Genomic DNA, 22,184 nt, shown 5'->3' with positions numbered 1-22,184 from the left:
CTGGCCGACCTTGAACAAGCCGGCAGCGCCGACACGTTGCCGCTTTCCCGCAGGGGCGATCCAACCAAGATGATATCGAGGGCTAACAGCCGGTTAATATCCACCGGCCTTGTCCCGATCTCGCACAATCCCGCAATGCGCGCTGGCGGTATCGGCTCGGGTTTTCAGGCTGCCAATCTGCGAAACCGGGTTCTGATCCGGTCGAGATAATAATGGCCGGGAGACGGCGCCACCGTCATCGCATGGGCTTCCGAAGAGGGAACGCCTTCGAACAGACGTTCCTCGCCATTCTTGAAACAAATCCTGAGCCGCCCGTCTTCCTGGCTGAAATAGACGGTTTTGATGATCTTCGATTTGACCGAAAGTTCTTCCACCTGTTTAATCTCCGTTTTTTGGTTTGGCAGAAAGATAAACCCAAACGTGCAAAGACGCGGTGAAGCGGCATGGTAAAAAATCAGGAATCTTAGGTCGTCGGGACGTCAATCGGGTACCGTCGCCACACGGCCGAGAGGCTTCTGCAGGGTTCGGTACGGGAACTTGCTGAAAAGAAAGATCAACGTTTGACAGCACCATGTTTAATGACGATATCTTCTATCCAGAGGCGAGGGATGGCAGGGGTGCAATGTTCGGTGAAGCGATTTCTTTTGTAAGACGTAATCTGTCTTTTGTATGTGTTGTTGTTGCAGCCAATTGCGCATTGGTCGCTTTTGATGATTACAGCGGTGGAAACAAAAGTAATTCAGCGCAATTTTTCGTTTCTTTGTCTTTTGGATTCTTCATTCAGAATGCAATATTAAATGGAGACGGGAAAGTTTCAAACCTGACCAGCGGCATGCGTGGGTTTGGTGGCTACATCTGGAAGAACTTGCTTATCATCCTCGTCGTCATTGGAATCGGGATTGGTGCCCCTGTCGCATTCGGCGCCGCTTCTCTATCAAAGAACGCATTTCTACTCTTATGTCTTGCGGTAATCGCAATGATCCTTCCGCTGCTCCTTGCCCTTGTCGGAACCTGGCCTATTGCCGGAATTGCGGGCTCTAAAAGCGGGCTTTCAGCTGCCTTCAGCCGGGGGAAACGCGGTTTGGTTCCCACCTTTTTACGGCTGTTTGCCGGACTGGTTCTTCCCTTCATCGGTGCTTTGATATTGATGACGGCAGCAACATCGATGTCATACACAGCCGATAGCATCTTCTCAGACGGAAAACTGAACCTCATCGCTTTGGCAATACTGGTGATTTGCCAATGGGCGTCGACATTCGGACTGTGCTACGTTTCGATCGTCCTGGCTCGCAAACTGCTGAGTTCCGAGGCTCGGCGGCCTCCAAACGGAGGACGTCAAGGGAATGTGGTCGCAGCGACGAGCGTCTCGGAAATTTTCGAATAGGGCTACAGCGCCGCACGTCTTTTCAGACGCGCAAAGGACGCTGCACACTCTGAATCTACGCGTCGGCCCGAATCGATTCCGATTTTCGGGCCGACGCGCTAGTCGTGATCATGCCGAGCCGCCGCCGGGCATTCCAATATCTGCAAGTCCGGGAATCTCGGCAGGGGCGTTGAGGCTGCTGCCACACACAATGGATCGTCACGAAGGCTGGCACGGGGGTTTTAAAGAGAAATGGCGGACAGGGTGGGATTCGAACCCACGGTACGCTTTCACGTACACACGCGTTCCAGGCGTGCGCCTTAAACCACTCGGCCACCTGTCCATTGGGCGTTCGCGCCTAGGATAGGAGCAAATCGTCGGAACGGCGCGATATATACCGATGAATTTTCGTCGATCAACCTAAATCTAACAGTTTTTTGACTTCTTCGGATAAAACTCGCCTCGGCCACTCCATTGTGCTTCACCTCATCGATGACTATGTAATTCTCTAAGGTGGAGAATGGCGCGGCCGGCCGGAATGGTCCGGCATATCGAGCGTCGGAGGAATTGATGCGTTTCCTGTTGCGTCTGGCGAGTCTTGTCGCGCTTGCGGCGGCCGTGATTGCCGGGACCATCGATTCGATCCAATCGGTTGCGGCGTCCTCCGTGGTGATGACGCCGATCTCCGATGCCTGGCAGGATGTGAGCCCGACAACGCTGACATCGCTGCAATCCTCCCTTTCCTATTATATCCACCCGCGTTTCTACACGCTCATCTTCCAGTGGCTGATGCTCCAGCCGGCCTTTGCCGTTTTCCTGGTGATCGCGCTGCTTCTGTGGATGATCGGCTACAAGAAGCCGCCGGTGGCCGGGCGCTTCACCGCATAGCAAAGCTGGTTTTGCCGGCACGATCGGGCGAGAAATCCGGGTGGGCGTCGCCCGCTCTTATACCTTTGTATTTGTCGCCGGATTGGCTAGAAAATCCGCATTCCGATGCAAGGAATGTCCAAAAATCAGCCCTGAAGAGCTGATTTTCGGCAATCGCTGCAAATCTTTACCGCCTGAAAAATTTCTGGTGAATTTTTCCGTGAGCCATGCAAGGATGCGCGCAGCCAGGCCTCCGGGGGGAGGTCGGTGGTTCCGCAGACATGCCCGAAAAGGGCTTGCGGGAGGACCCCTAACGAATAGCAACAACAGGGCTGCACAATGAAAAAATCCCTTCTCACTCTCTTTGCCGTGGCTGCCATGTCGACGACGGCGCTTGCCGCCGATGTCAAGCCGGCGCTGGTTTACGGCACCGGCGGGAAGTTCGATAAGTCCTTCAACGAGGCGGCGTATAACGGCGCCGAGAAGTTCAAGACCGAGACCGGCATTGCCTATCGCGACTTCGAGCCGACGGGCGACACCCAAGGCGAACAGGCCATCCGCAACTTCGCAAGCCGTGGTTTCAATCCGGTGGTTGCCGTTTCCTTCGCCTGGACCTCGGCCATCGAGAAGGTTGCAGCCGAATTCCCGGACACCAAGTTCATCATCGTTGACTCCGTCGTCGACAAGCCGAACGTCCGCTCGGTTGTCTACAAGGAAGAAGAAGGTTCCTACCTCGTCGGCGTTCTCGCCGGCATGGCCTCCAAGACCGGCAAGGTCGGCTTCGTCGGCGGCATGGACATCCCGCTGATCCGCAAGTTCGAATGCGGCTACGAGCAGGGCGCACGCTCCGTCAAGGCCGATATCGAAGTGTTCCAGAACATGACCGGCACGACGGGCGCTGCCTGGAACGACCCGGTCCGCGGCGGCGAGTTGGCCAAGAACCAGATCGACCAGGGCGCTGACGTCGTTTATGCGGCAGCCGGCGCCACCGGTCTCGGCGTTCTGCAGACCGCCGCCGACAACAAGAAGCTGTCGATCGGCGTCGACTCCAACCAGAACCATCTGCATCCGGGCTCGGTCCTGACTTCGATGGTCAAGCGCGTCGATCTCGCCGTCTACAATGCCTACAACGATACCAAGAACGACAAGTTCACCGGCGGTGTCCAGGCGCTCGGCGTCAAGGAAGACGGTGTCGGCGCCGCGATCGACGACAACAACAAGTCGCTGATCACACCGGAAATGCAGGCTGCCGTCGACAAGGCCAAGGCCGATATCATCGCGGGAACCGTCAAGGTTCACGATTACACCTCGGACAACGCTTGCCCGAAGTGATCCGCGCCCGTATGTGATCGACGATTGAGATCGGGCGTATGGCGGAGGGGATTTTCGCCATACGCCCTTTTCTTATTTGGAGTCTGCAGTGACAGATAAGCCCGCTATCGAGCTTGTCGGCATCGATAAAAAATTCGGTGCCGTCCACGCCAACAAGGACATCAACCTGACCGTTGCCAAGGGAACGATCCACGGCATCATCGGCGAAAACGGTGCCGGCAAATCGACCCTGATGTCGATCATCTACGGTTTCTACCATGCCGATAGCGGCGAGATCCTGGTCAACGGCAATCCGGTCACCATCCGCGACAGCCAGGCGGCGATCGCCACCGGCATCGGCATGGTGCACCAGCATTTCATGCTGGTCGATAATTTCACGGTGCTCGAGAACATCATGCTTGGCGCCGAAGGCGGCATGCTGCTGGCCAGGGGTGTCGCATCGGCCCGTGCCGAGCTCAAGCGGCTGGAAACGGAATATGGCCTGGAGGTCGATCCCGACGCGCTGATCGAAGAGCTGCCGGTCGGCCTGCAGCAGCGTGTCGAGATTCTGAAAGCCATGTATCGCGGCGCCGAGATCCTGATCCTCGACGAGCCGACGGGCGTGCTGACGCCGGCGGAAGCCGATCATCTCTTCCGTATCCTCAAGGTGCTGCGCGATCAGGGCAAGACGATCATCCTCATCACCCACAAGCTGCGCGAGATCATGGCGATCACCGATACGGTCTCGGTCATGCGCCGCGGCGAAATGGTCGCGACCCGCAAGACGGCGGAAACGACGGTGGAGGAACTCGCCGAACTGATGGTCGGCCGCCGCGTGCTGCTGCGCGTGCAGAAAGGCGAGGCAAACCCTGGGGCCGCCGTGCTCTCCGTCCGCAACCTCACGGTCAAGGACAATCGCGGCGTCACCATGGTCGACAACGTCTCCTTCGACGTGCGCGCCGGTGAGATCGTCGGCATCGCCGGTGTCGCCGGCAATGGCCAGTCCGAACTGCTGGAGGCGATTGCCGGCATTCGCAAGCCGACCTCCGGAGAAATCCTGCTCGATGGCCAGACGATCGACAAGGCTGATCCCGCCCGCCTGCGTGATCTCGGCCTCGCGCATATTCCTGAAGATCGCCACCATATGGGCCTGGTGCTGAAATTCGAGGAATATGAAAATTCCGTGCTCGGCTATCATCGCCACCCGGCCTACAGCAAAGGCCCTCTGCTCGATCTCGAAGCGATCCGCAAGGATGCGATGGAGAAGATCGAAAAATACGACATCCGCCCGCCGAACCCGCGGCTAAAGACGGCGAATTTCTCCGGCGGCAACCAGCAGAAGATCGTCGTCGCCCGCGAGATCGAACGCGATCCGAAGATGCTGATCATCGGCCAACCGACACGTGGCGTCGATATCGGCGCCATCGAATTCATCCACCGCCGGATCATCGAAATGCGCGACGCGGGCAAGGCGATCCTGCTCGTCTCCGTCGAACTCGATGAAATCCGCTCCCTTTCAGACCGTATCCTTGTCATGTTTGCCGGCCATGTCGTCGGCGAGAAGACGCCCGATGCCGGTGAACAGACCCTCGGCCTGATGATGGCCGGCATTGCCGCATGAGGCCTTTATGAGCACTGCTTCCGTTCCGCTACCAAACTGGATCAACTACGGCCTCATCCCGATTTTGAACCTCACTGTCGCCTTCCTGATCTCCGGCTTCGTCGTCTGGCTGATCGGTGAAAGCCCGCTCGATGCGCTGTCACTGCTGATCCAGGGCGCGCTCGGCAATGGCGAAGGCATCGGCTTTACGCTCTATTACGCGACGAGCTTCATCTTCACCGGCCTTTCCGTCGCGGTGGCGATCCATGCGGGACTTTTCAACATCGGTTCCGAAGGCCAGGCCTATCTCGGCGGCCTCGGCTGCGCGCTGGTGGCGCTGGCGCTCGACCGCTACGTGCCATGGTATGTAACGATGCCGATCGCGGTGATCGGCGCCGGCCTGTTCGGCGCAGCCTGGGCCTTCATCCCGGCTTTCCTGCAGGCAAAACGCGGCAGCCATATCGTCATCACGACGATCATGTTCAATTATATCGGCGCAGCGCTGATGGTGTACCTCCTTGTGCATGTGCTGATCGTACCGGGCAAGATGGCGCCGGAAACCCGTACCTTCCTGGAAGGCGGCCAATTGCCGAAGCTCGGCTGGGTCATGCAGCTGTTCGGCGCCAAGCTGGGGGCTGCCCCGTTCAACGTCTCCTTTATTATTGCGCTCGTCGTCAGCTACCTCGTCTGGTTGCTCGTCTGGCGCACCAAGCTCGGTTTCGAGATGCGCACGCTGGGCGTCAGCCCGACGGCGGCGGCCTATGCCGGCATCCCCTATGCCCGCACTGTGATCATCGCCATGCTGCTCTCCGGCGCGCTCGCCGGCATGATGGCGCTGAATCCAGTCATGGGCTCGTCTGCCCGTCTGCAGGTGGAATTCGTCGGCGGCGCCGGCTTCGTCGGCATCGCGGTCTCGCTGATGGGCCGCAACCATCCGCTCGGCATCATCATGGCCGCGATCCTCTTCGGTATCCTCTATCAGGGCGGCGACTGGATCTCTTTCGAAATGCCGAATATCACCCGCGAGATGATCCTGGTCATCCAGGGTCTGGTGATCCTCTTTGCCGGCGCGCTGGAATACATGTTCCGGCCTGCGATAGTGCGCCTCTACCAACAGTTCAAGCGCGGTTAAGGAGCGGGCGATGGATTATTATGACATCTTCATCAACGTTCTGAGCTCGACCATCCGCCTGTCGATCCCGCTGATCTTCACCGCCCTTGCCGGTCTGTTTTCGGAACGCGCCGGCATTTTCGATATCGGCCTGGAGGGCAAGATGCTGGGCTCGGCCTTTGCCGCAGCCTGCGTCGCCTATCTCACCGATTCGGCCTGGCTCGGTCTCGGTGCCGGCATCCTCTGCTCGGTGGCGCTGAGCTTGGTGCATGGCTTTGCCTCCATCACCAATCGCGGCAACCAGATTGTGTCAGGTGTGGCGATCAACTTCTTCATCGCCGGCATCACCATCGTGCTCGGCCAGGCCTGGTTCGGCCAGGGCGGGCGCACGCCACAGCTGTCGCCGGATTCGCGCTTCGCACGGATCATCCTGCCAGGCGCCGACGCCGCCCGCGACATTCCGATCGTCGGCCCGCTTTATGCCAATGTCATATCCGGCAACAATATCCTCACCTACCTCGCCTTCCTCGCCGTGCCGTTTTCCTGGTGGGTGCTTTACCGCACACGTTTCGGCCTGCGCCTTCGCGCCGTCGGCGAGAACCCGGGCGCGGTCGATACGGCAGGTATTTCCGTTGCCTGGCTGCGCTACCGCGCCGTAATGTGTGCCGGCATTCTCTGCGGCTTTGCCGGCACCTATCTGGCCATCGCCCAGTCCGCCGCCTTCATCAAGGACATGTCGGCCGGCAAGGGCTACATCGCGCTCGCCGCTCTCGTCTTCGCCAAATGGAAGCCGGTGCCCGTCATGTTTGCCTGCCTGCTCTTCGGCTTCCTCGATGCGCTGGCAAATTTCATGCAGGGAAAGCAGGTGCCGCTGATCGGCGAAGTGCCGGTTCAGGTCTTCCAGGCGCTGCCCTATGTCCTGACCTGCGTCCTGCTTGCCGGCTTCATCGGCGTCGCGACCCCGCCGAAAGCCGGCGGCGTGCCCTATACGAAGGAACGTTGACCATGTCTCACGACCTGTTCGAAGCCGCCCGCGGCGCCATGGCTTTTGCTCATGCGCCCTATTCGAAATTCCCCGTCGGAGCGGCGATCCGCGCCGAGGACGGCAAGGTCTATACCGGCGCCAACATCGAAAACCTCTCCTTCCCGCAAGGATGGTGCGCCGAGCCGACGGCGATCGGCGCCATGATCATGGGCGGCGCAAAGAAGATCGTCGAAATGGCGGTCATTGCCGAGAAGCTGCCACTCTGCCCGCCCTGCGGCGGTTGCCGCCAGAAGATCTCCGAATTCGCCTCCAAGGAGACGAAGATCTACCTCTGCGATGAGGCGGGCGTGAAGAAGACCATGACGATGGAAGAGCTTCTTCCCTTCAGCTTCGAGACCGAACTCGGATGAAGGCGACGGTCAGCCTGCTCGCCGCATTGCTCGGCGGCATCAAGCCGCGCCACGGCATCGTCCTTGGCTCTGGTCTCGGCTCCCTCGTCGGTGAGCTCGACGGCGCCGTGCATGTTCCCTATCGCGACCTGCCGGGCTTTCCCGTCAGCGCCGTCTCCGGCCATGCAGGCGAAGTCGTTGCCGGCCGCCTCGGCGGCGTGCCTGTCATCATGCTCTCCGGCCGCGTGCATTATTACGAGAATGGCGATGCCAATGCCATGCGCCTGCCGATCGAAGTGCTGAAGGCGCTCGGCGTCGAGGCGCTGATCCTGACCAATTCGGCCGGATCTCTGCGCGACGACATGCCGCCCGGTTCAGTGATGCAGATCACCGATCACATCAATTATTCCGGCATGAACCCGCTGATCGGCGAGGAAAGCGATCACCGTTTCGTCGGCATGACCAATGCCTATGATGCGGGGCTTGCCGCGGCGATGCGAAGGGCAGCGGCAAAGCTTGAAATCGAGCTGGCGCAGGGTGTCTATATGTGGTTCTCCGGCCCAAGCTTCGAAACGCCGGCCGAAATCCGCATGGCGCGCATCCTCGGCGCCGATGCCGTCGGCATGTCGACGGTGCCCGAGGTCATCATCGCAAGAATGCTGGGCCTGAGGGTTGCAGCCGCCTCCGTTATCACCAACTATGGGGCAGGCATGACCGGCAATGAGCTCAGCCATGAAGAAACCAAGGACATGGCGCCCATCGGCGGCGCCCGTCTCGCCGCGATATTGAAAGACATGATTGCGGCTGGAACAGGATGATTTTAGGCCGGGTCGGCCTAGAATCCGAATCCTGTTCTAAATTAGATAGTGAGAACATGGTGCCGAAACCGCGCACACTTTGCGGCTTCATGCTCTAGAGGAAGCGAAGATGAATAGCCATTCCAACCGGGAGACAGCGGCTGTCGCCCTTTCTCTTCTCGATCTCACCAATTTGAGGGATGATTGCACCGAGGCGCAGATCGACGCGCTCTGCGCCCGGGCGCAGACGCCCTACGGCAACAGTGCTGCGATCTGCATCTGGCCGCGGTTCGTCGCCCAAGCCCGCACTATCCTTGGCACTGGGCACGCCGTGCGTATCGCGACCGTCGTCAACCTGCCCTCTGGTGATATGGAAGTGGCCGATGTCGCTGCCGAAGCACGCGAGGCGATTGCCGATGGCGCCGATGAGATCGATCTGGTCATCCCCTACCGCAAGCTGCTCGCCGGCAACGAGAAGGCGGTGACCGACATGGTCAAGGCCGTGCGCGCAGAATGCGCCGGCCCCGTTCTTCTGAAGGTCATCATCGAAACTGGCGAGCTGAAGGATGCGGCATTGATCCGCCATGCCTCCGAACTCGCCATCAAAGCCGGCGCCGATTTCATCAAGACCTCGACCGGCAAGGTCGCCGTCAATGCGACGCTCGAAGCCGCCGACATCATGATCCGCGCCATTCGTGAAAGTGGACGCAAGGTCGGCTTCAAGCCATCAGGCGGCATCGGCTCGGTGACCGATGCCGCACTCTATCTGAGTCTTGCCGAAACCATCATGACACCGGACTGGGCGATGCCGTCGACGTTCCGCTTCGGCGCTTCCGACCTGCTCGACGATATCCTGGCGGTTCTGAGCGGAACACAGTCGGCCCCGGCTGCGGCGTCGGGCTACTGAAATGATTCCGCAGGAAATCATCCGGCGTAAGCGCGACGGCGACGAACTCGACGCCGCCGAGATCAGCTCCTTTATCGCTGCGCTCGCTGCCGGTCAGTTGTCGGAAGGCCAGATCGGCGCATTCGCCATGGCCGTCTGGTTCAAGGGCATGTCGCGGGCCGAAACCGTGGCCTTGACGCTGGCGATGGCCGATTCCGGCGACAGGCTGCAATGGGCCGATATCGATCGCCCGATCGCCGACAAACATTCGACCGGCGGCGTCGGCGACAATGTTTCTCTGATGCTGGCGCCGATCGCCGCCGCTTGCGGCCTCGCCGTTCCGATGATCTCCGGGCGCGGCCTCGGCCACACCGGCGGTACGCTCGATAAGCTCGAATCCATTCCCGGCTATATGATCACCCCGGACGCGGACCTGTTCCACAAGGTTGTGAAGGAGGCGGGATGCGCCATCATCGGCCAGACCGGGACCTTGGCGCCCGCCGACGGCAGGCTCTATGCCGTGCGCGACGTAACCGCCACCGTCGATTCCATTCCCCTCATCACCGCGTCGATCCTCTCGAAGAAACTTGCGGCGGGGCTCGAGACGCTGGTGCTCGACGTCAAGGTCGGCAACGGCGCCTTCATGGCTGACCGCGACCAGGCGGAGATTCTTGCGCAGTCGCTGATCGAGGTGGCCAATGGCGCAGGTGTGAAGACGTCGGCCCTGATCACCGACATGAACCAGCCGCTTGCCGATAGTGCCGGCAATGCCGTCGAGATGCGCAACTGCCTGGATTTCCTGGCGGGCAGAAAGGCGGACACGCGGCTTGAGACCGTCGTTCTTGCCTTCGCCGCCGAAATGCTGGTGAAATCCGGTATCGCCGCCTCGTCTGATGAAGCCGAGGGAATGGCGCGTCGGGCGCTGTCATCGGGAAAGGCGGCCGAGGTCTTCGCGCGCATGGTGTCGATGCTCGGCGGCCCGGCCGATCTCATCGAAAACCCTGACCGACACCTGGCCAGGGCGCCGGTCGCAAAGCCTGTTCCGGCCGCCCGGTCCGGCTGGCTAGCCGCCTGCGATGCGCGCGGTATCGGCGTCAGTGTCATCGATCTTGGCGGCGGAAGACGCCACCCGGCGGATCGGATCGATCATCGCGTCGGCTTTTCCGAACTCCTGCCGCTCGGCACCCGCGTCAATGCCGGCGAACCGATCGCGCTGGTTCACGCCGCCGACGAAGCCGCGGCCGAAAGGGCAGCTGCGGCACTTGCCGCGCACTATCGCATCACCGAGGACAAGCCGGAGCTGACACCGGTGATTGCGGGCCTGATCTGACGCGGTTTACTGCTTGAGGCTGAGCGAACCGTCGGCGACGGAATAGGAGGCGAGCTTCTGCAAAAAGCTCATGCCGACCAGCGTCGTCGTCAGCGCATTGTCCTTCAGGACGAAGGCTTCGACCTCACGCACGCGGATGCCGCCGATCTCGACGCGGTCGAGCGTCACATGCGCGGCCTTCGTCTGGCCGTTCGCGGTGTTCACCCCATAGCGGAAATCGAGCTGGTTGGCGGTAAAGCCCAGCCGGCGGGCGAGCGTCTCGTTGAGCGCTACATAGGTGGCGCCGGTATCGATCAGGCCCTGCACCGGCTTGCCGTTGATCTTGAAGCTGCCGGTATAGTGGCCCTGCGCATCGGGCTGAAGGCGGACCGCATTGCTGCCGTAGACCGGCTCCGGTGCGACCGGCTGCTCGGTTTGGGTCGATACGTAATTGGCGGAAAGGGCGTCAGCGGGCTGCTGGCTGGTGCTCCCGAAGAAGGAAGGCACCTGTGTGGCGAGCACCGCGGCGATGCTGGCGAATAGGACGGTACGCACGAGCATGAAACAGAAATCCTTCCTGTATAAACCCGGCTTCATGCAGGGCCTCATGCTCCAAGCTTGCTAAACCTCAAGTGCTGATAAGATGCTAAGATCGACGCCAAAAGGCCCGGAACGAACCTCCGGGCCGTAAAGTCTTTCGATTTGGTAAAGGAAGGCTGAAATTACTTGGTGCCGTACATACGGTCGCCGGCATCGCCGAGGCCGGGCATGATGTAGCCCTTCTCGTTGAGATGACTGTCAATCGATGCGGTGAAGACGGGAACATCGGGATGCGCGGCGCGGAAGTTGCGGATGCCTTCCGGCGCGGCAAGCAGGCAGAGGAAGCGGATATTGTGGGCGCCGCGCTCCTTGAGCTTGTCGATCGCCGCGATCGAGGAATTGCCGGTAGCAAGCATCGGGTCGACGACGATGATCAGCCGCTCGGCCACGTCCTCCGGCGCCTTGAAGTAATATTCGACCGGCTGCAGCGTCTCGTGGTCGCGGTAGACGCCGATATGCGAGACGCGGGCGGACGGCACGAGATCGAGCATGCCTTCGAGCAGCCCGTTGCCAGCGCGCAGGATCGAGGCGAAGACCAGCTTCTTGCCCTCGAGGATCGGCGATTCCATCGTTTGCAGTGGCGTCTCGATCGTTTCCATCGTCAGTTCGAGATCGCGGGTCACTTCGTAGCAGAGCAGCGTCGAGATTTCGCGCAGCAAACGCCGGAAACTTCCCGTCGATGTCTCTTTGCGCCGCATGATGGTGAGCTTGTGCTGCACAAGCGGATGATCGATGACCGTGACGCCGTCCATGGGGAAGCCTTTCATTCTTTCTATCGAATGTTTCTTTCACGGAAATTGGCCCGACCGCAAGAGTGGCGGCCAATTTGCGTCGATCTTCCCCAGCCTCTGAGATCTTTAAAGCCGGGCGAGCAAGTCCTTGCGCGTCTGCTCATCGACGAAAGCCGCTTCGATCGCCGTGCGCGTCATCGCATCGATCTCGGCGTTGCTGAAGCCGAAAGCTCCGGCGGCAAGTTCATATTCCCGCTTCAGTGAAGTATAGAAGAATGGCGGATCGTCCGAACTGATCGTCACCCGCACGCCCGCTTCCTTCAGTCGCCGCAGCGGATGGGACGCGAAATCGGGAAACACCCCGAGCGCGATATTGGAGCCCGGGCAGATCTCAAGCACGGTGCCGAGGTCGGCAAGCCGCGTTACGAGATCGAGATCCTCGATAGCGCGCACACCATGGCCAATGCGCGAGGGGCGCACCGCGTCGAGCGCGTCGGCGACGCTGAAGGCGCCGCAGACCTCGCCGGCATGGATGGTGAGCCCGAGGCCGGCATCGCGGGCGATATCGAAGGCGCGGGCATAGTCGGCCACACGGCCCATGCGCTCTTCGCCGGCAAGGTTGAACCCGGTAATCAAAGGATTGCTGGCCTTTGCCGCATATTCGGCAGCACCGATCACGCTCTCCGGACCGAAATGCCGCTCGCCGGTGACGATCAGCCGAGCCTCGATGCCACTCTTTTCCTTGGCCCGCCGGATGCCTTCGCAGATACCGGATATATAGGCATCGGCGCCCAGCCCGATGCGCTTGCCGTGGTCGGGCGAAACGATGAGCTCGCTGTAGATCGTATCGATACCGGCGAGTTCGACGAGGTAGGTTTCGGTCAGAAGCGCATAATCTTCCTCGGTCTTGTAGACCTCGGAAACCTTGTCGTAACATTCGAGGAAGCTTGCGAAATCATGCCAGACATAGGCGCCGTCGCGAAGCTCAGCGCTGATGTCGACGCCATATTTCCGTGCCTGCGCCGCGGTCAGAGCTGGAGGTGCCGCACCCTCCAGATGGCAGTGCAGTTCGACCTTCTTCAAATGCGATGTCACAGAAAACTCCTTCCGTGCGGTCCGGCCGGGATGCCGAGATGCCGGGCGATGCTCTCGCCGATATCGGCATAGCTGCGGCGCACACCGATCGAACGCGATCGGATGCCGGGGCCATAGGCGATGACAGGCACGCGCTCGCGCGTGTGGTCGGTGCCGCGCCAGGTCGGATCGCAGCCGTGATCGGCAGTGAGCACGACGAGATCGCCGGGCTTCAGTTTCTTGTGAACGTCGGGCAAGCGCGCATCGAAGGCTTCGAGTGCCGCGGCATAACCCGGCACGTCGCGGCGATGGCCGTAGATCATGTCGAAATCGACGAAATTGGTGAAAACGAGATCGCCGTCCTCAGCCTCATCGATCGCCGAGAGCGACGCATCCATCAGCGCCTCGTTGCCATTCGCCTTGATTACCCTTGATATGCCCTGATGCGCGAAGATGTCGCCGATCTTTCCCACGGCATGCACCTGCCGGCCGTGCTCGATCAGCCGATCGAGCAGCGTCGGCTCCGGCGGCAGCACGGAGAAGTCGCGCCGGTTTCCGGTGCGCTGGAAAGTAGAGGCGGACTGGCCAAGAAAGGGCCGGGCGATGACGCGGCCGATATTGTAGGGATCGAGCAGCCCCCGGGCCAAACGGCAGAAGGCGAGCAGACGATCGAGGCCGAAATGTACCTCATGCGCCGCGACCTGGAAGACCGAATCCGAGGAGGTGTAGCAGATCGGCTTGCCGGTGCGGATATGTTCCTCGCCGAGCCGGGCGATGATCTCCGTTCCCGAGGCATGGCAGTTGCCGAGAATGCCGGGCACGTCAGCCTCTCTGCACAGCGCCTCGATGAATTCCTGAGGAAAGGCGTCGCCCTCCATCGGGAAATAACCCCAATCGAAACTGACAGGTGTTCCCGCGATCTCCCAATGGCCCGACGGCGTATCCTTGCCGCGAGAAATTTCGGTGGCAGCGCCATAAATGCCGTAGACCTTCTCCGGGACGGGCATGCCGGCCGGAAACCGGCCGGAGGCCGACCGCGCGATCTGCATCAGCCCGAGTTCCGACATGTTGGGCAGGGAAAGCGGCCCTTCGCGCAATCCGGCGCGGTCTGCGGCTCCGGCTGCGCAGAACTCGGCGATATGGCCAAGCGTATCGGCGCCCTCGTCGCCATAGGCCGCCGCATCCGGCGCTCCGCCGACGCCGAAGGAATCCAGAACAAAAAGAAAGGCACGCGCCATTTTACACCCGAGAGAGCCGATCGCCGGCCTCTGGAATATCGGAGGCGGCTGAGATCCAGCCATATAATGCTGCGGCCGACTTGGCAAATTACAGCGCAGCGCGTCTTTTTCAGTCGCGCAAAGGACGCTGTAACATTTTGAATTGTTGCATAACTCCTATCGATTTCGATTGAGGGGGTAATGCAGCAGAAAAGAGCGGGAAGGGCCGTCAGCAGTCGCCGCAGGGGATCGAGTCGCCTTGCCGCTGGCGGTAGAAATAACTACGGCTGATGGTGATCGTGCGCATGCCGTCTGGCATGAAGTTCGGCGCGAACAGGAACATCCTATAGGGGATGCTGACCTCGGTACGAACAAGGAAGCTGTTCGCCGTCTTCATGTCGGACGGCAGGTCGCTCACCGCGGCGTCTTTGGCATAGGGCACCGTCCCGTCTTGCGCCCAGGACCAGAGCACTTTCGCATTGGCGCCGGCGTCGATGCTAATCCCGGTGATCTTCATCGTCAGCGACGTCGTGTTGTAGGGCAGGAAGATTGCGTTTGCGACCGATGGCATTTGCGCAAGCGCACTCTTGGTGACGGATTGCTGCTGGGTGACGAGGTCGGCCACCGTTCCTGCGGCGCGTGTCACCCGCTTGCTGACACTAAGGCCGACCGTAATCTCGAAAGCGCCGATATAGAGCATGACCAGCACAGGAAAGAGGATTGCGAATTCGATCGCTCCGGCGCCCTTGCGGTCGCGGGCCAGCCGCCGCGCCGTCAGGACCAATCTGGTGAACGGGTTGCGCAACGCCATCATGGATACTGCTCGTTCTGGAAGGCCGCGGTCCCGACGATCAGATATTGGCTCGGCATCGAGCCGCCGGAGGGACGTATCGTGGTAATATAGGGCCGGACCAGATCCGTGATGATTTCCCAGCGGTAATAGGCGCGAACCATGTTGATCGTGCCGGCGCCGCCCGGCGCATATTTGAAGGCCGCCGTGTTGATGTCGGCATATTTATCGGTGGAAAGCTTGGGGATCGTCGTCGGAATGGCCGAGAAGGTGCTGAACGTCTGCACATCCAGGTAGAGCTTGCTCGGCGTGGCGACTTCGGTCGCCGAGCAGCGGATCAGGATCGAGATCTCATCGCAGAAAGCCTGGCGGAATTGCGCCTGGTTCATATCGGTCGTGCGGCCGAGATTATAGGTGATCTGCCCGGTTCGCATCCGGCGGCTGATCGTATCGACGCCGTTGGAGACGAGTTCCTCGGCGGCGAAGGCGACGAAAGTTTCGAGGATTGCGAAAATCACCAGGAAATAGGGAATGGCGAGCAGGGCGAATTCGATCGCCGCAGCACCATCACGCGAGCGGGCGAGAGCGCGAAACCGTAAGAAACGGAATGGCGCAAAGAGGCACCCCTTATCCGTCTTCTGATCAATTACCGTCATTGCCTGGACCCGAGCGACATTTTCCAGTCGTCAGACTAAGGTCCTTTCGTTGATTTTCCGTTTCAACCTGACACGATGATTTTAACGAATGGCCGAAGAACCGAGGCAAGCCGATCAAGGCGCGGTGGTCGCCTGCTGTGCATGCTGCTCGCAGTTCGGCGTGCAGGACAGCACGGAGCGCTGGGTCTGCCGGTAGACGCGCACCGTATTGCCCTCGTCGATCGACACCAGGATGCGTTCGTCGAGGATCGCGTTGCCGTCGGCATCGAGAAGCACCAGATTGGTGGTGCCGAAGCTGCGGCCTGTCAGCACGATGGTCTTGGCGTCGGCCACGGTCGCATCGGCAACTGCGGCATTGCCGACAATCACCTTGCTGACAGGGCGGTCGAGTTTCAAGACGCGCGCGTGATCCATATAGACGCGCAGCATGTCATCGTCTGCGGCCACGGAAACTCCCGAAACACCAAAAACGGCGATCATGCCGGCAAAGAAAATGGTTTTGCCGCTCGATGACATTGGGTCCTCTTTCACGATCACAGCGCAATATCCGCATAGAATGGAAAAAATTGGTGAACGAAGCCTTAAGCCTACCGCTCTGTTCCGGGATGAAGCGTAATGATCCGATTTGGTACGGCCTCAGGGTGGCGCACGCCCCAGTTGGAAACAGGATATGTGCTATTTCCGGATGAATACAGCGGTTATTCCAGGAATATCGTTAAATATTGAGCGAAGCGCGTAAGAAAATACTGACTCTACAAAGGTCTGTTGTCTCGTTCACATGTCGTTAACTCTTTTCCTTAAGCCGATGGAAACGGCCATTCGCTATGTTGCAGTCATCCGATCAACGGCAAACAGTTGGCGGACGTGCTGAACATCAACTGGAGTTAGGAGTTACCATGACCAAGCTTTTTAGCCGTTTTCTGAAGGACGAATCCGGCGCGACCGCAATCGAATACGGCCTGATCGCCGCCCTCATTTCCGTAGCGCTCGTGACTGGTGCTACCACGCTCGGTGGCAAGCTCAACAGCACGTTCACCACGCTGGGTAACAAGCTGGACGACGCTGTCACCCCCTAATTTGCCAGAGCGCAGCTCTGTCTAGAAGATCGGGCTCACGCGCGAAATGCCGTGAGCCTATCTGTATTGGGCAGATTAGAATTTGAGGCAGGTGAGAAGATGGTCGTAGCCGCAATCCTTCTGGTTTTTCCGCTCTGCCTTGCTTTTGCGGCCATATCCGATCTGTTGACGATGACGATCCCGAACAGGGTATCGTTGATTGTGGTGATTTCATTCGCCGTGTTGGCGCCATTGAGTGGAGTGGCTCTTCCAGCAATCGGAATGCATGCGCTGGGCGCCGCCATCGTGTTCGGCATTTGCTTTGCCCTGTTTGCGCTCAATGTGATGGGCGGTGGAGATGCGAAACTTTTGAGCGCGGCCGCGCTCTGGTTCGGTTGCGAGCCTGCTCTGCTGACTTTTCTGGCCTATGTCAGTGCCATCGGCGGCTTGGTCACCTTGGCGATCCTGTTGATCCGGTCACAGTCAAATACGATATTGGCCATCGGCCTTCCCATCCCCAATTCGCTGCTGCTTGCCAAGAAGGTTCCTTACGGCATCGCGATCGCGATCGGCGGCTTCATGGCCTTCCCCTCCTCGCCGCTCTTCATCGCCGCGCTGGAAAGCCTGAAATGACGGCATTTTAAATGCCCGTTAACTTAAAATGTAAGCGTTCCATTAACCATAATTATACCAATTGCTGAGCATTCTACAGGGCGAACATATCGTGCCCTGAGGAATGATCGATGAAACCGGCCCGCCTTATAATCCTAGCTGTCGCCGTGGCGGCAGCCGGCCTTGCCGGCCTCCTGGCAATGCGCATGGCGGGCAGTGGCGGTGTCGTTACCCAGGTCCAGTCGGTCATCGAGAAGGAACCCACCGTCAACATCCTCGTCTCGAGCGCCAATCTGCCGGTCGGCGCAAGGCTGGACGACAAGTTGGTGCACTGGATGGCCTGGCCGCAGGGCGGCGTCGTCCCGGGCTTCATCACCGAAGCCGATAGGCCGGATGCGATCAAGGATCTGCAGGGCGCCGTCGTGCGTCTGCCGATCTTCGAAGGCGAACCGATCCGGCCGGAAAAGGTCGCCGATTCCAGCAGCCGCATCCTTTCCTCCCTATTGCCGGCCGGCAAGCGCGCCGTCGCGACCGAAATATCGGTGGCAACCGGTGCCGGCGGCTTCATCCTGCCGAATGACCGCGTCGACGTCATTATGGTCCGCAAGGGCGCCGAGGCCGACAAGCTCATCACCGAAACCGTGCTGAGCAATGTCCGCGTCCTCGCCATCGACCAGCAGATCCAGGAAAAGGACGACGGCTCGAAATCGGTGGTCGGCACGACCGCGACGCTCGAACTCACGCCCGATCAAACGAAGGTTCTCGCGGTCGCCCAGCAGATGGCGGACCGGCTGTCGCTCGCGCTGCGCTCGGTCGCCGATGCGCAGGAGCAGGATACCAGCGCCGCCGACTATCTGCTGAGCGGCGACAACGGCAGTGCGATCATCCAGGTCATCAAATCGGGCGCTATCGTCACGGATGCCGGCGCCGCGCCGAAGGCGGAGTAAGGGACGTGCAAATGGCCAATTCAACGCGGCGCGCCGGACCTCTCCTGACAGGCTGCCTTTCGCTGGCAGTCGGCCTCTCCGGTATAGTGCCGGCCTCTTTCGCCCCACTTTTCGCAGCAGGCGAGGCGCGTGCCGATTCCGATAGCCTGGTTCGGATCTCGCAGACCGGCTCCAATGCCCATCGCCGGCTGAAGATCGGTCTCAACAAGGCCGTCGTCGTCGATCTGCCGGAGGATGCGCATGATATCCTCGTCTCCGATCCGACCATGGCCGATGCCGTGACCCGCACCTCGCGGCGCATCTACCTGTTCGGCAAGAAGGTTGGCCAGACGAATATCTTCGTCTTCGGCGCCGGCGGACAGGAGATCGTCAATCTCGACATCGAGATCGAGCGCGACGTCTCCGGCCTCGAAGTCAATCTTCGTCGCTTCATTCCCGACTCCAACATCAACGTCGAAATCGTCTCCGACAACATCGTGCTGACCGGTACGGTGCGAACGCCACAGGATGCCACGCAGGCGGCCGATCTGGCGCAGGTCTTCCTGAAGGGCGGCGAGGCGACGACCAGAACCGAAACGGCATCCGGCACCGGCGGCGACAGCTCGGTGGCGCTCTTTGCCGAAGGTCGCCAGACCTCACAGGTTGTCAACCTCCTGCAGATCGAGGGCGAGGACCAGGTCACCCTCAAGGTAACGATCGCCGAGGTACGCCGCGAGGTGCTGAAGCAGCTCGGCTTCGACAATCTGGTTTCCAATTCCTCCGGCATGACGGTTGCCCAGCTCGGCAGTCCGGGCGCCGACAGCGCGACGGCGACGGTCGGCGGCGGCCTGGCGGCGCTGTTCAAGAGCTCGATCGGCAAATACGACATTTCGACCTACCTCAACGCGCTGGAACAGGCCAAGGTCGTCAAGACGCTCGCCGAACCGACGCTGACGGCGATATCGGGTCAGGCCGCGACCTTCAATTCCGGTGGCCAGCAGCTTTATTCGACGACCGACAGCGACGGCAACGTCACCGTCGTACCGTTCAACTACGGTATCAACCTCGCCTTCAAACCGGTCGTGCTGTCATCGGGACGCATCAGCCTGCAGATCAAAACCAATGTCTCCGAACCGGTAGCCGGCAGCGGCAACGCCACCTATCAGCGCCGTTCGGCGGAGACCTCGGTGGAGCTGCCCTCGGGCGGCTCGATCGCGCTCGCCGGCCTTATCCGCGACAATGTTTCCCAGACGATGGGCGGCACGCCCGGCGTCTCGAAGATCCCGCTGCTCGGTACGCTCTTCCGCCAGAAGGGGTTCGAGCGTCAGGAAACCGAACTCGTCATCATCGCAACGCCCTATCTGGTGCGCCCGGTGGCGCGTAACCAGCTCAACCGGCCGGACGACAATTTCAGCCCTGAGAATGACGGTGCGACCTTCTTCCTCAACCGTGTCAACAAGGTCTATGGCCGCCGCGAGGCGCCCGTCGCCGATGCGCAGTTCCACGGCTCGATCGGGTTTATCTACAAATGAGCGGGGCGCGAGCGGCAGCGATGGCAGAAAACAGAGATCAGGCGATGGCCCATATGAATGCGACGACACCCCGCCTCGGAATCTCGAAGGCGCTTTTTGCCACGGTCGCCATGTCGGCGGCGATACTTTCCGGATGCGCCGGCCCGCATGACCAGCTAACGACCGGCGGCATTCCGGACGATTACCGCGCCCGCCACCCGATCATCGTCACAGAGGCGGAGCAGACGGTGGATATACCCGTCGCCTCCACCGATCGCCGCCTGACCATCGCCCAGCGCGACCTCATCCGCGGCTTTGCCGCAAACTACATCTCGCGCGCCTCGGGCCCGGTTTACGTGCTGTCGCCGCAAGGCTCGCCCAATTCGGCGGCAGCCTATCAGCTGCGCAATCAGGTCCGTGCCGAGCTGACATCGAGGGGGATTGCAAGTTCGAAAATCGTCAACACCTCCTATGCCGCGGTCGGTCCTGGCGATGCGGCGCCGATCCGGCTGAGCTTTACCGGTACCACCGCGGTCACTACGCAATGCGGTCAATGGCCGAAGGACATATCGAACGATTTGACCAACCAGAACTACTATAATTTCGGCTGCGCCTCGCAGAACAACCTTGCCGCCCAGATCGCCAATCCGGAGGATCTGGTGGCGCCCCGCGGCATGACCCCGATCGATGCACAGCGGCGCAACAATGCGATCCAGGAATACCGGACGACGACGACGACGATCGAAGATGCTGGCGACAGCGGATTCTGAGGCGGAACGGAACGATGAGCGCGATCGAATACGAAATCAGGAATCCCAGCGAGCTTCGCAATGCCGAGGAGGCGGTGCGTATGGCGGATCTGGAAAACATGCGGCCGCTGCCGCGCATCTCCGTCCATGCCTTCTGCGAGAGCGAGGCCCTGCAGCATGTCATGGAACGCTGCGCCAATGATCGGCGCGTCGCGAAAGTCAGCATGCGCATCACCAGCGGCGGCATCGCCGCTGCCGCCAATATGTTTTCCGGTGCCCCGACGCCGAACCTCATCATCCTCGAGACCAAGGCGAATGCCGCGAACTTACTCGGCGAACTCGCGCCACTCGCCGCCGTCTGCGATCCGACGACCAAGGTCGTCATTATCGGCTATTACAACGATATCGGGCTTTATCGCGAGCTCATCCGCAACGGCATTTCCGAATATATGGTCCAGCCCGTCGCCATGCCCGATATCCTTACGGCGATGGCCTCGATCTTTGTCGATCCGGACTCCGAGCCGCTCGGCCGCAGCATCGCCTTCATCGGATCGAAGGGCGGCACCGGCGCTTCGACCATCGCGCATAATTGCGCCTTCGGCATTTCCAATCTCTTCTCCACCGAGACGATCCTCGCCGATCTCGACCTGCCCTATGGCACGGCGAACATCGACTTCGACCAGGATCCCGCCCAGGGCATCGCCGAAGCGGTCTTTGCACCCGATCGTCTCGACGAGGTCTTCCTCGACCGCCTGCTGACGAAATGCTCCGAGCATCTGTCGCTGCTTGCTGCACCCTCGCTGCTCGACCGTGCCTATGATTTCGACGGCCAGGCCTTCCAGCCGGTGCTCGACGTTCTGCAGCGCAGCGCGCCCGTCACCGTGCTCGATGTTCCGCATGCATGGTCGGAATGGACGCGCTCTGTGCTGTCGAGCGTCGACGAGGTGGTCATCGCAGCGGTTCCCGATCTCGCCAATCTGCGCAACGCCAAGAACATGCTGGACGCGCTACGCAAGATGCGGCCGAACGACCGGCCGCCGCATCTCATCCTCAATCAGGTCGGCATGCCGAAACGGCCGGAGATTTCGCCGTCGGATTTTTGTGAGCCGCTGGAGATCGATCCGATCGCGATCATCCCCTTCGACATCAGTCTTTTCGGCAATGCCGCCAACAGCGGCCGGATGATTTCCGAAGTCGACCCGAAGTCGCCGACGGCGGAAACCTTTTCGCAGATATCGCACATCGTCACCGGCCGAGTCGCGATCAAGAAGGCGAAGAAAGGCGGCCTGCTGGGCCTCCTGAAGCGCAAGTAGACGATGAGCAATTCCAGCAAAAGTGTGCAGCGGTTTTGCGTCCGGAATTGCGTGAAAACAAAAAGATAGAGCATTTCCTTGACTCGGAGAGATCGGGAAATGCTCTAGAACGAGCAGATTGGATCGAGTGGCATGTTTGGAAAACGCGGAAACGAAGGTTCCGGAAAGGTGGGAGGGGCGATTGCTCCGCCGCCGCCGGTTCCGGCCGCCGCCCCTGCGGCCTCTTCCCCCTCCATTCTGGTCGAACCCCCGCGCGAGTCCGCACGCCAGCAGGTGACGCCACCGCCGATGCAGGCGCCGCAGCGCAAGCGCCCGGCCCGCACCGATGAATA

24 protein-coding genes, 1 tRNA gene and 1 pseudogene are annotated in these 22,184 nt (G+C 60.5%); 17 read left to right on the top strand and 9 right to left on the bottom strand.

The window, feature by feature from the left end:
- Positions 1 to 164: 164 nt before the first annotated feature.
- A complete protein-coding gene (locus FY112_RS33300; protein WP_041936127.1) occupies positions 165 to 374 on the bottom strand; it encodes a KTSC domain-containing protein in 210 nt (69 codons plus the stop codon).
- Positions 375 to 571: 197 nt separating this feature from the next.
- Here FY112_RS33300 and FY112_RS33295 point away from each other — a divergent pair, with 197 nt between their 5' ends.
- Positions 572 to 1,384 (top strand): hypothetical protein, encoded by an 813-nt coding sequence (locus FY112_RS33295; RefSeq protein ID WP_246700819.1) that lies wholly within the window; start codon positions 572 to 574, stop codon positions 1,382 to 1,384.
- 232 nt (positions 1,385 to 1,616) lie between these two features.
- Here the strand turns inward: FY112_RS33295 and FY112_RS33290 are convergent.
- A tRNA-Ser gene (locus FY112_RS33290) sits at positions 1,617 to 1,706 on the bottom strand.
- 227 nt (positions 1,707 to 1,933) lie between these two features.
- On the opposite strand from FY112_RS33290, the gene FY112_RS33285 reads away from it, so the two are divergent.
- The 9 genes from FY112_RS33285 (at position 1,934) to deoA (ending at position 10,639) form a co-directional block, all read left to right on the top strand.
- Positions 1,934 to 2,251, top strand: coding sequence for a hypothetical protein (locus tag FY112_RS33285; RefSeq protein ID WP_003544459.1), 318 nt, complete (start codon positions 1,934 to 1,936; stop codon positions 2,249 to 2,251).
- Positions 2,252 to 2,569: 318 nt separating this feature from the next.
- A complete protein-coding gene (locus tag FY112_RS33280; RefSeq protein ID WP_017962791.1) occupies positions 2,570 to 3,562 on the top strand; it encodes a BMP family ABC transporter substrate-binding protein in 993 nt (330 codons plus the stop codon).
- 88 nt (positions 3,563 to 3,650) lie between these two features.
- Positions 3,651 to 5,162, top strand: coding sequence for an ABC transporter ATP-binding protein (locus FY112_RS33275; RefSeq protein ID WP_026158956.1), 1,512 nt, complete (start codon positions 3,651 to 3,653; stop codon positions 5,160 to 5,162).
- Positions 5,163 to 5,169: 7 nt separating this feature from the next.
- Positions 5,170 to 6,273 carry an ABC transporter permease gene (locus FY112_RS33270; RefSeq protein WP_094086966.1) on the top strand — a complete coding sequence of 368 codons (1,104 nt, stop codon included), beginning with the start codon at positions 5,170 to 5,172 and terminating at the stop codon, positions 6,271 to 6,273.
- Between the two features lie 10 nt (positions 6,274 to 6,283).
- Positions 6,284 to 7,255 (top strand): ABC transporter permease, encoded by a 972-nt coding sequence (locus FY112_RS33265; RefSeq protein WP_017962794.1) that lies wholly within the window; start codon positions 6,284 to 6,286, stop codon positions 7,253 to 7,255.
- A 2-nt stretch (positions 7,256 to 7,257) separates the two neighbouring features.
- A complete protein-coding gene (locus tag FY112_RS33260; RefSeq protein ID WP_003544464.1) occupies positions 7,258 to 7,647 on the top strand; it encodes a cytidine deaminase in 390 nt (129 codons plus the stop codon).
- On the top strand, positions 7,644 to 8,444 hold the full coding sequence (locus tag FY112_RS33255) for a purine-nucleoside phosphorylase (RefSeq protein WP_131629994.1): 801 nt from the start codon (positions 7,644 to 7,646) through the stop codon (positions 8,442 to 8,444). The genes FY112_RS33260 and FY112_RS33255 overlap by 4 nt, the downstream gene beginning before the upstream one ends.
- A gap of 109 nt (positions 8,445 to 8,553) precedes the next feature.
- Positions 8,554 to 9,330, top strand: a complete 777-nt coding sequence (gene deoC, locus FY112_RS33250; protein WP_151520281.1) for a deoxyribose-phosphate aldolase — start codon at positions 8,554 to 8,556, stop codon at positions 9,328 to 9,330.
- A 1-nt stretch (position 9,331) separates the two neighbouring features.
- Positions 9,332 to 10,639, top strand: coding sequence for a thymidine phosphorylase (deoA, locus tag FY112_RS33245; RefSeq protein WP_151520280.1), 1,308 nt, complete (start codon positions 9,332 to 9,334; stop codon positions 10,637 to 10,639).
- Positions 10,640 to 10,645: 6 nt separating this feature from the next.
- Here deoA and FY112_RS33240 read toward each other — a convergent pair whose 3' ends face one another.
- The 7 genes from FY112_RS33240 to FY112_RS33210 form a co-directional block, all read right to left on the bottom strand.
- Positions 10,646 to 11,215 (bottom strand): TIGR02281 family clan AA aspartic protease, encoded by a 570-nt coding sequence (locus tag FY112_RS33240; RefSeq protein ID WP_017962798.1) that lies wholly within the window; start codon positions 11,213 to 11,215, stop codon positions 10,646 to 10,648.
- Between the two features lie 125 nt (positions 11,216 to 11,340).
- On the bottom strand, positions 11,341 to 11,970 hold the full coding sequence (gene upp, locus FY112_RS33235; protein WP_003544477.1) for a uracil phosphoribosyltransferase: 630 nt from the start codon (positions 11,968 to 11,970) through the stop codon (positions 11,341 to 11,343).
- A gap of 105 nt (positions 11,971 to 12,075) precedes the next feature.
- Complete coding sequence (locus FY112_RS33230; protein ID WP_151520279.1) at positions 12,076 to 13,044, bottom strand: adenosine deaminase; 969 nt, start codon at positions 13,042 to 13,044, stop codon at positions 12,076 to 12,078.
- The gene (locus FY112_RS33225; protein ID WP_151520278.1) at positions 13,041 to 14,261 is read right to left on the bottom strand and encodes a phosphopentomutase; all 1,221 of its coding nucleotides are present in this window, start codon (positions 14,259 to 14,261) and stop codon (positions 13,041 to 13,043) included. Before FY112_RS33225 ends, FY112_RS33230 begins: the two co-directional genes overlap by 4 nt.
- A gap of 208 nt (positions 14,262 to 14,469) precedes the next feature.
- On the bottom strand, positions 14,470 to 15,051 hold the full coding sequence (locus FY112_RS33220; protein WP_151520307.1) for a TadE/TadG family type IV pilus assembly protein: 582 nt from the start codon (positions 15,049 to 15,051) through the stop codon (positions 14,470 to 14,472).
- Positions 15,051 to 15,686: a TadE/TadG family type IV pilus assembly protein gene (locus FY112_RS33215; protein WP_017962802.1), complete on the bottom strand. Its 636-nt coding sequence runs from the start codon at positions 15,684 to 15,686 to the stop codon at positions 15,051 to 15,053. Before FY112_RS33215 ends, FY112_RS33220 begins: the two co-directional genes overlap by 1 nt.
- Positions 15,687 to 15,800: 114 nt before the next feature.
- Complete coding sequence (locus FY112_RS33210; protein ID WP_017962803.1) at positions 15,801 to 16,202, bottom strand: pilus assembly protein N-terminal domain-containing protein; 402 nt, start codon at positions 16,200 to 16,202, stop codon at positions 15,801 to 15,803.
- Positions 16,203 to 16,582: 380 nt separating this feature from the next.
- Between FY112_RS33210 and FY112_RS33205 the strand changes: the two genes are divergently transcribed.
- From FY112_RS33205 to FY112_RS38345, 7 genes and pseudogenes are all read left to right on the top strand, one after another.
- Entirely contained in the window at positions 16,583 to 16,762 is a 180-nt protein-coding gene (locus tag FY112_RS33205) for a Flp family type IVb pilin (protein ID WP_017962804.1), read from the top strand.
- 99 nt (positions 16,763 to 16,861) lie between these two features.
- Positions 16,862 to 17,374, top strand: coding sequence for a prepilin peptidase (locus FY112_RS33200; protein WP_017962805.1), 513 nt, complete (start codon positions 16,862 to 16,864; stop codon positions 17,372 to 17,374).
- 110 nt (positions 17,375 to 17,484) lie between these two features.
- Positions 17,485 to 18,300: a Flp pilus assembly protein CpaB gene (gene cpaB / locus FY112_RS33195; RefSeq protein ID WP_017962806.1), complete on the top strand. Its 816-nt coding sequence runs from the start codon at positions 17,485 to 17,487 to the stop codon at positions 18,298 to 18,300.
- An 11-nt stretch (positions 18,301 to 18,311) separates the two neighbouring features.
- On the top strand, positions 18,312 to 19,811 hold the full coding sequence (locus FY112_RS33190; RefSeq protein ID WP_043294629.1) for a type II and III secretion system protein family protein: 1,500 nt from the start codon (positions 18,312 to 18,314) through the stop codon (positions 19,809 to 19,811).
- Complete coding sequence (locus tag FY112_RS33185) at positions 19,808 to 20,560, top strand: CpaD family pilus assembly protein (protein WP_017962808.1); 753 nt, start codon at positions 19,808 to 19,810, stop codon at positions 20,558 to 20,560. Before FY112_RS33190 ends, FY112_RS33185 begins: the two co-directional genes overlap by 4 nt.
- Positions 20,561 to 20,574: 14 nt before the next feature.
- Positions 20,575 to 21,852, top strand: coding sequence for a CpaE family protein (locus FY112_RS33180; protein ID WP_017962809.1), 1,278 nt, complete (start codon positions 20,575 to 20,577; stop codon positions 21,850 to 21,852).
- A 132-nt stretch (positions 21,853 to 21,984) separates the two neighbouring features.
- A pseudogene (locus FY112_RS38345) lies at positions 21,985 to 22,184 on the top strand (CpaF family protein); the annotation flags it as partial.

This window comes from Rhizobium sp. PEPV16, assembly GCF_008919455.1.
Taxonomy (GTDB): Bacteria; Pseudomonadota; Alphaproteobacteria; order Rhizobiales; family Rhizobiaceae; genus Rhizobium; species Rhizobium leguminosarum_Q.
Note: the sequence above shows the minus strand (reverse complement) of the source record. Positions and strands in the feature narration are given on the sequence as shown.

Bases quoted from the DNA above. Each gene is read 5' to 3' on its own strand.
- FY112_RS33295 (WP_246700819.1), top strand. From the start codon at position 572: ATGTTTAATGACGATATCTTCTATCCAGAGGCGAGGGATGGCAGGGGT.
- FY112_RS33280 (WP_017962791.1), top strand. From the start codon at position 2,570: ATGAAAAAATCCCTTCTCACTCTCTTTGCCGTGGCTGCCATGTCGACG.
- FY112_RS33185 (WP_017962808.1), top strand. From the start codon at position 19,808: ATGAGCGGGGCGCGAGCGGCAGCGATGGCAGAAAACAGAGATCAGGCG.
- FY112_RS33240 (WP_017962798.1), bottom strand. From the start codon at position 11,215: ATGAAGCCGGGTTTATACAGGAAGGATTTCTGTTTCATGCTCGTGCGT.
- FY112_RS33225 (WP_151520278.1), bottom strand. From the start codon at position 14,261: ATGGCGCGTGCCTTTCTTTTTGTTCTGGATTCCTTCGGCGTCGGCGGA.
- FY112_RS33260 (WP_003544464.1), top strand. From the start codon at position 7,258: ATGTCTCACGACCTGTTCGAAGCCGCCCGCGGCGCCATGGCTTTTGCT.
- upp (WP_003544477.1), bottom strand. From the start codon at position 11,970: ATGGACGGCGTCACGGTCATCGATCATCCGCTTGTGCAGCACAAGCTC.
- FY112_RS33200 (WP_017962805.1), top strand. From the start codon at position 16,862: ATGGTCGTAGCCGCAATCCTTCTGGTTTTTCCGCTCTGCCTTGCTTTT.
- FY112_RS33255 (WP_131629994.1), top strand. From the start codon at position 7,644: ATGAAGGCGACGGTCAGCCTGCTCGCCGCATTGCTCGGCGGCATCAAG.
- FY112_RS33180 (WP_017962809.1), top strand. From the start codon at position 20,575: ATGAGCGCGATCGAATACGAAATCAGGAATCCCAGCGAGCTTCGCAAT.
- FY112_RS33220 (WP_151520307.1), bottom strand. From the start codon at position 15,051: ATGGCGTTGCGCAACCCGTTCACCAGATTGGTCCTGACGGCGCGGCGG.
- FY112_RS33270 (WP_094086966.1), top strand. From the start codon at position 5,170: ATGAGCACTGCTTCCGTTCCGCTACCAAACTGGATCAACTACGGCCTC.
- FY112_RS33285 (WP_003544459.1), top strand. From the start codon at position 1,934: ATGCGTTTCCTGTTGCGTCTGGCGAGTCTTGTCGCGCTTGCGGCGGCC.
- FY112_RS33210 (WP_017962803.1), bottom strand. From the start codon at position 16,202: ATGTCATCGAGCGGCAAAACCATTTTCTTTGCCGGCATGATCGCCGTT.
- cpaB (WP_017962806.1), top strand. From the start codon at position 17,485: ATGAAACCGGCCCGCCTTATAATCCTAGCTGTCGCCGTGGCGGCAGCC.
- deoA (WP_151520280.1), top strand. From the start codon at position 9,332: ATGATTCCGCAGGAAATCATCCGGCGTAAGCGCGACGGCGACGAACTC.
- FY112_RS33205 (WP_017962804.1), top strand. From the start codon at position 16,583: ATGACCAAGCTTTTTAGCCGTTTTCTGAAGGACGAATCCGGCGCGACC.
- FY112_RS33190 (WP_043294629.1), top strand. From the start codon at position 18,312: ATGGCCAATTCAACGCGGCGCGCCGGACCTCTCCTGACAGGCTGCCTT.
- FY112_RS33215 (WP_017962802.1), bottom strand. From the start codon at position 15,686: ATGACGGTAATTGATCAGAAGACGGATAAGGGGTGCCTCTTTGCGCCA.
- FY112_RS33265 (WP_017962794.1), top strand. From the start codon at position 6,284: ATGGATTATTATGACATCTTCATCAACGTTCTGAGCTCGACCATCCGC.
- deoC (WP_151520281.1), top strand. From the start codon at position 8,554: ATGAATAGCCATTCCAACCGGGAGACAGCGGCTGTCGCCCTTTCTCTT.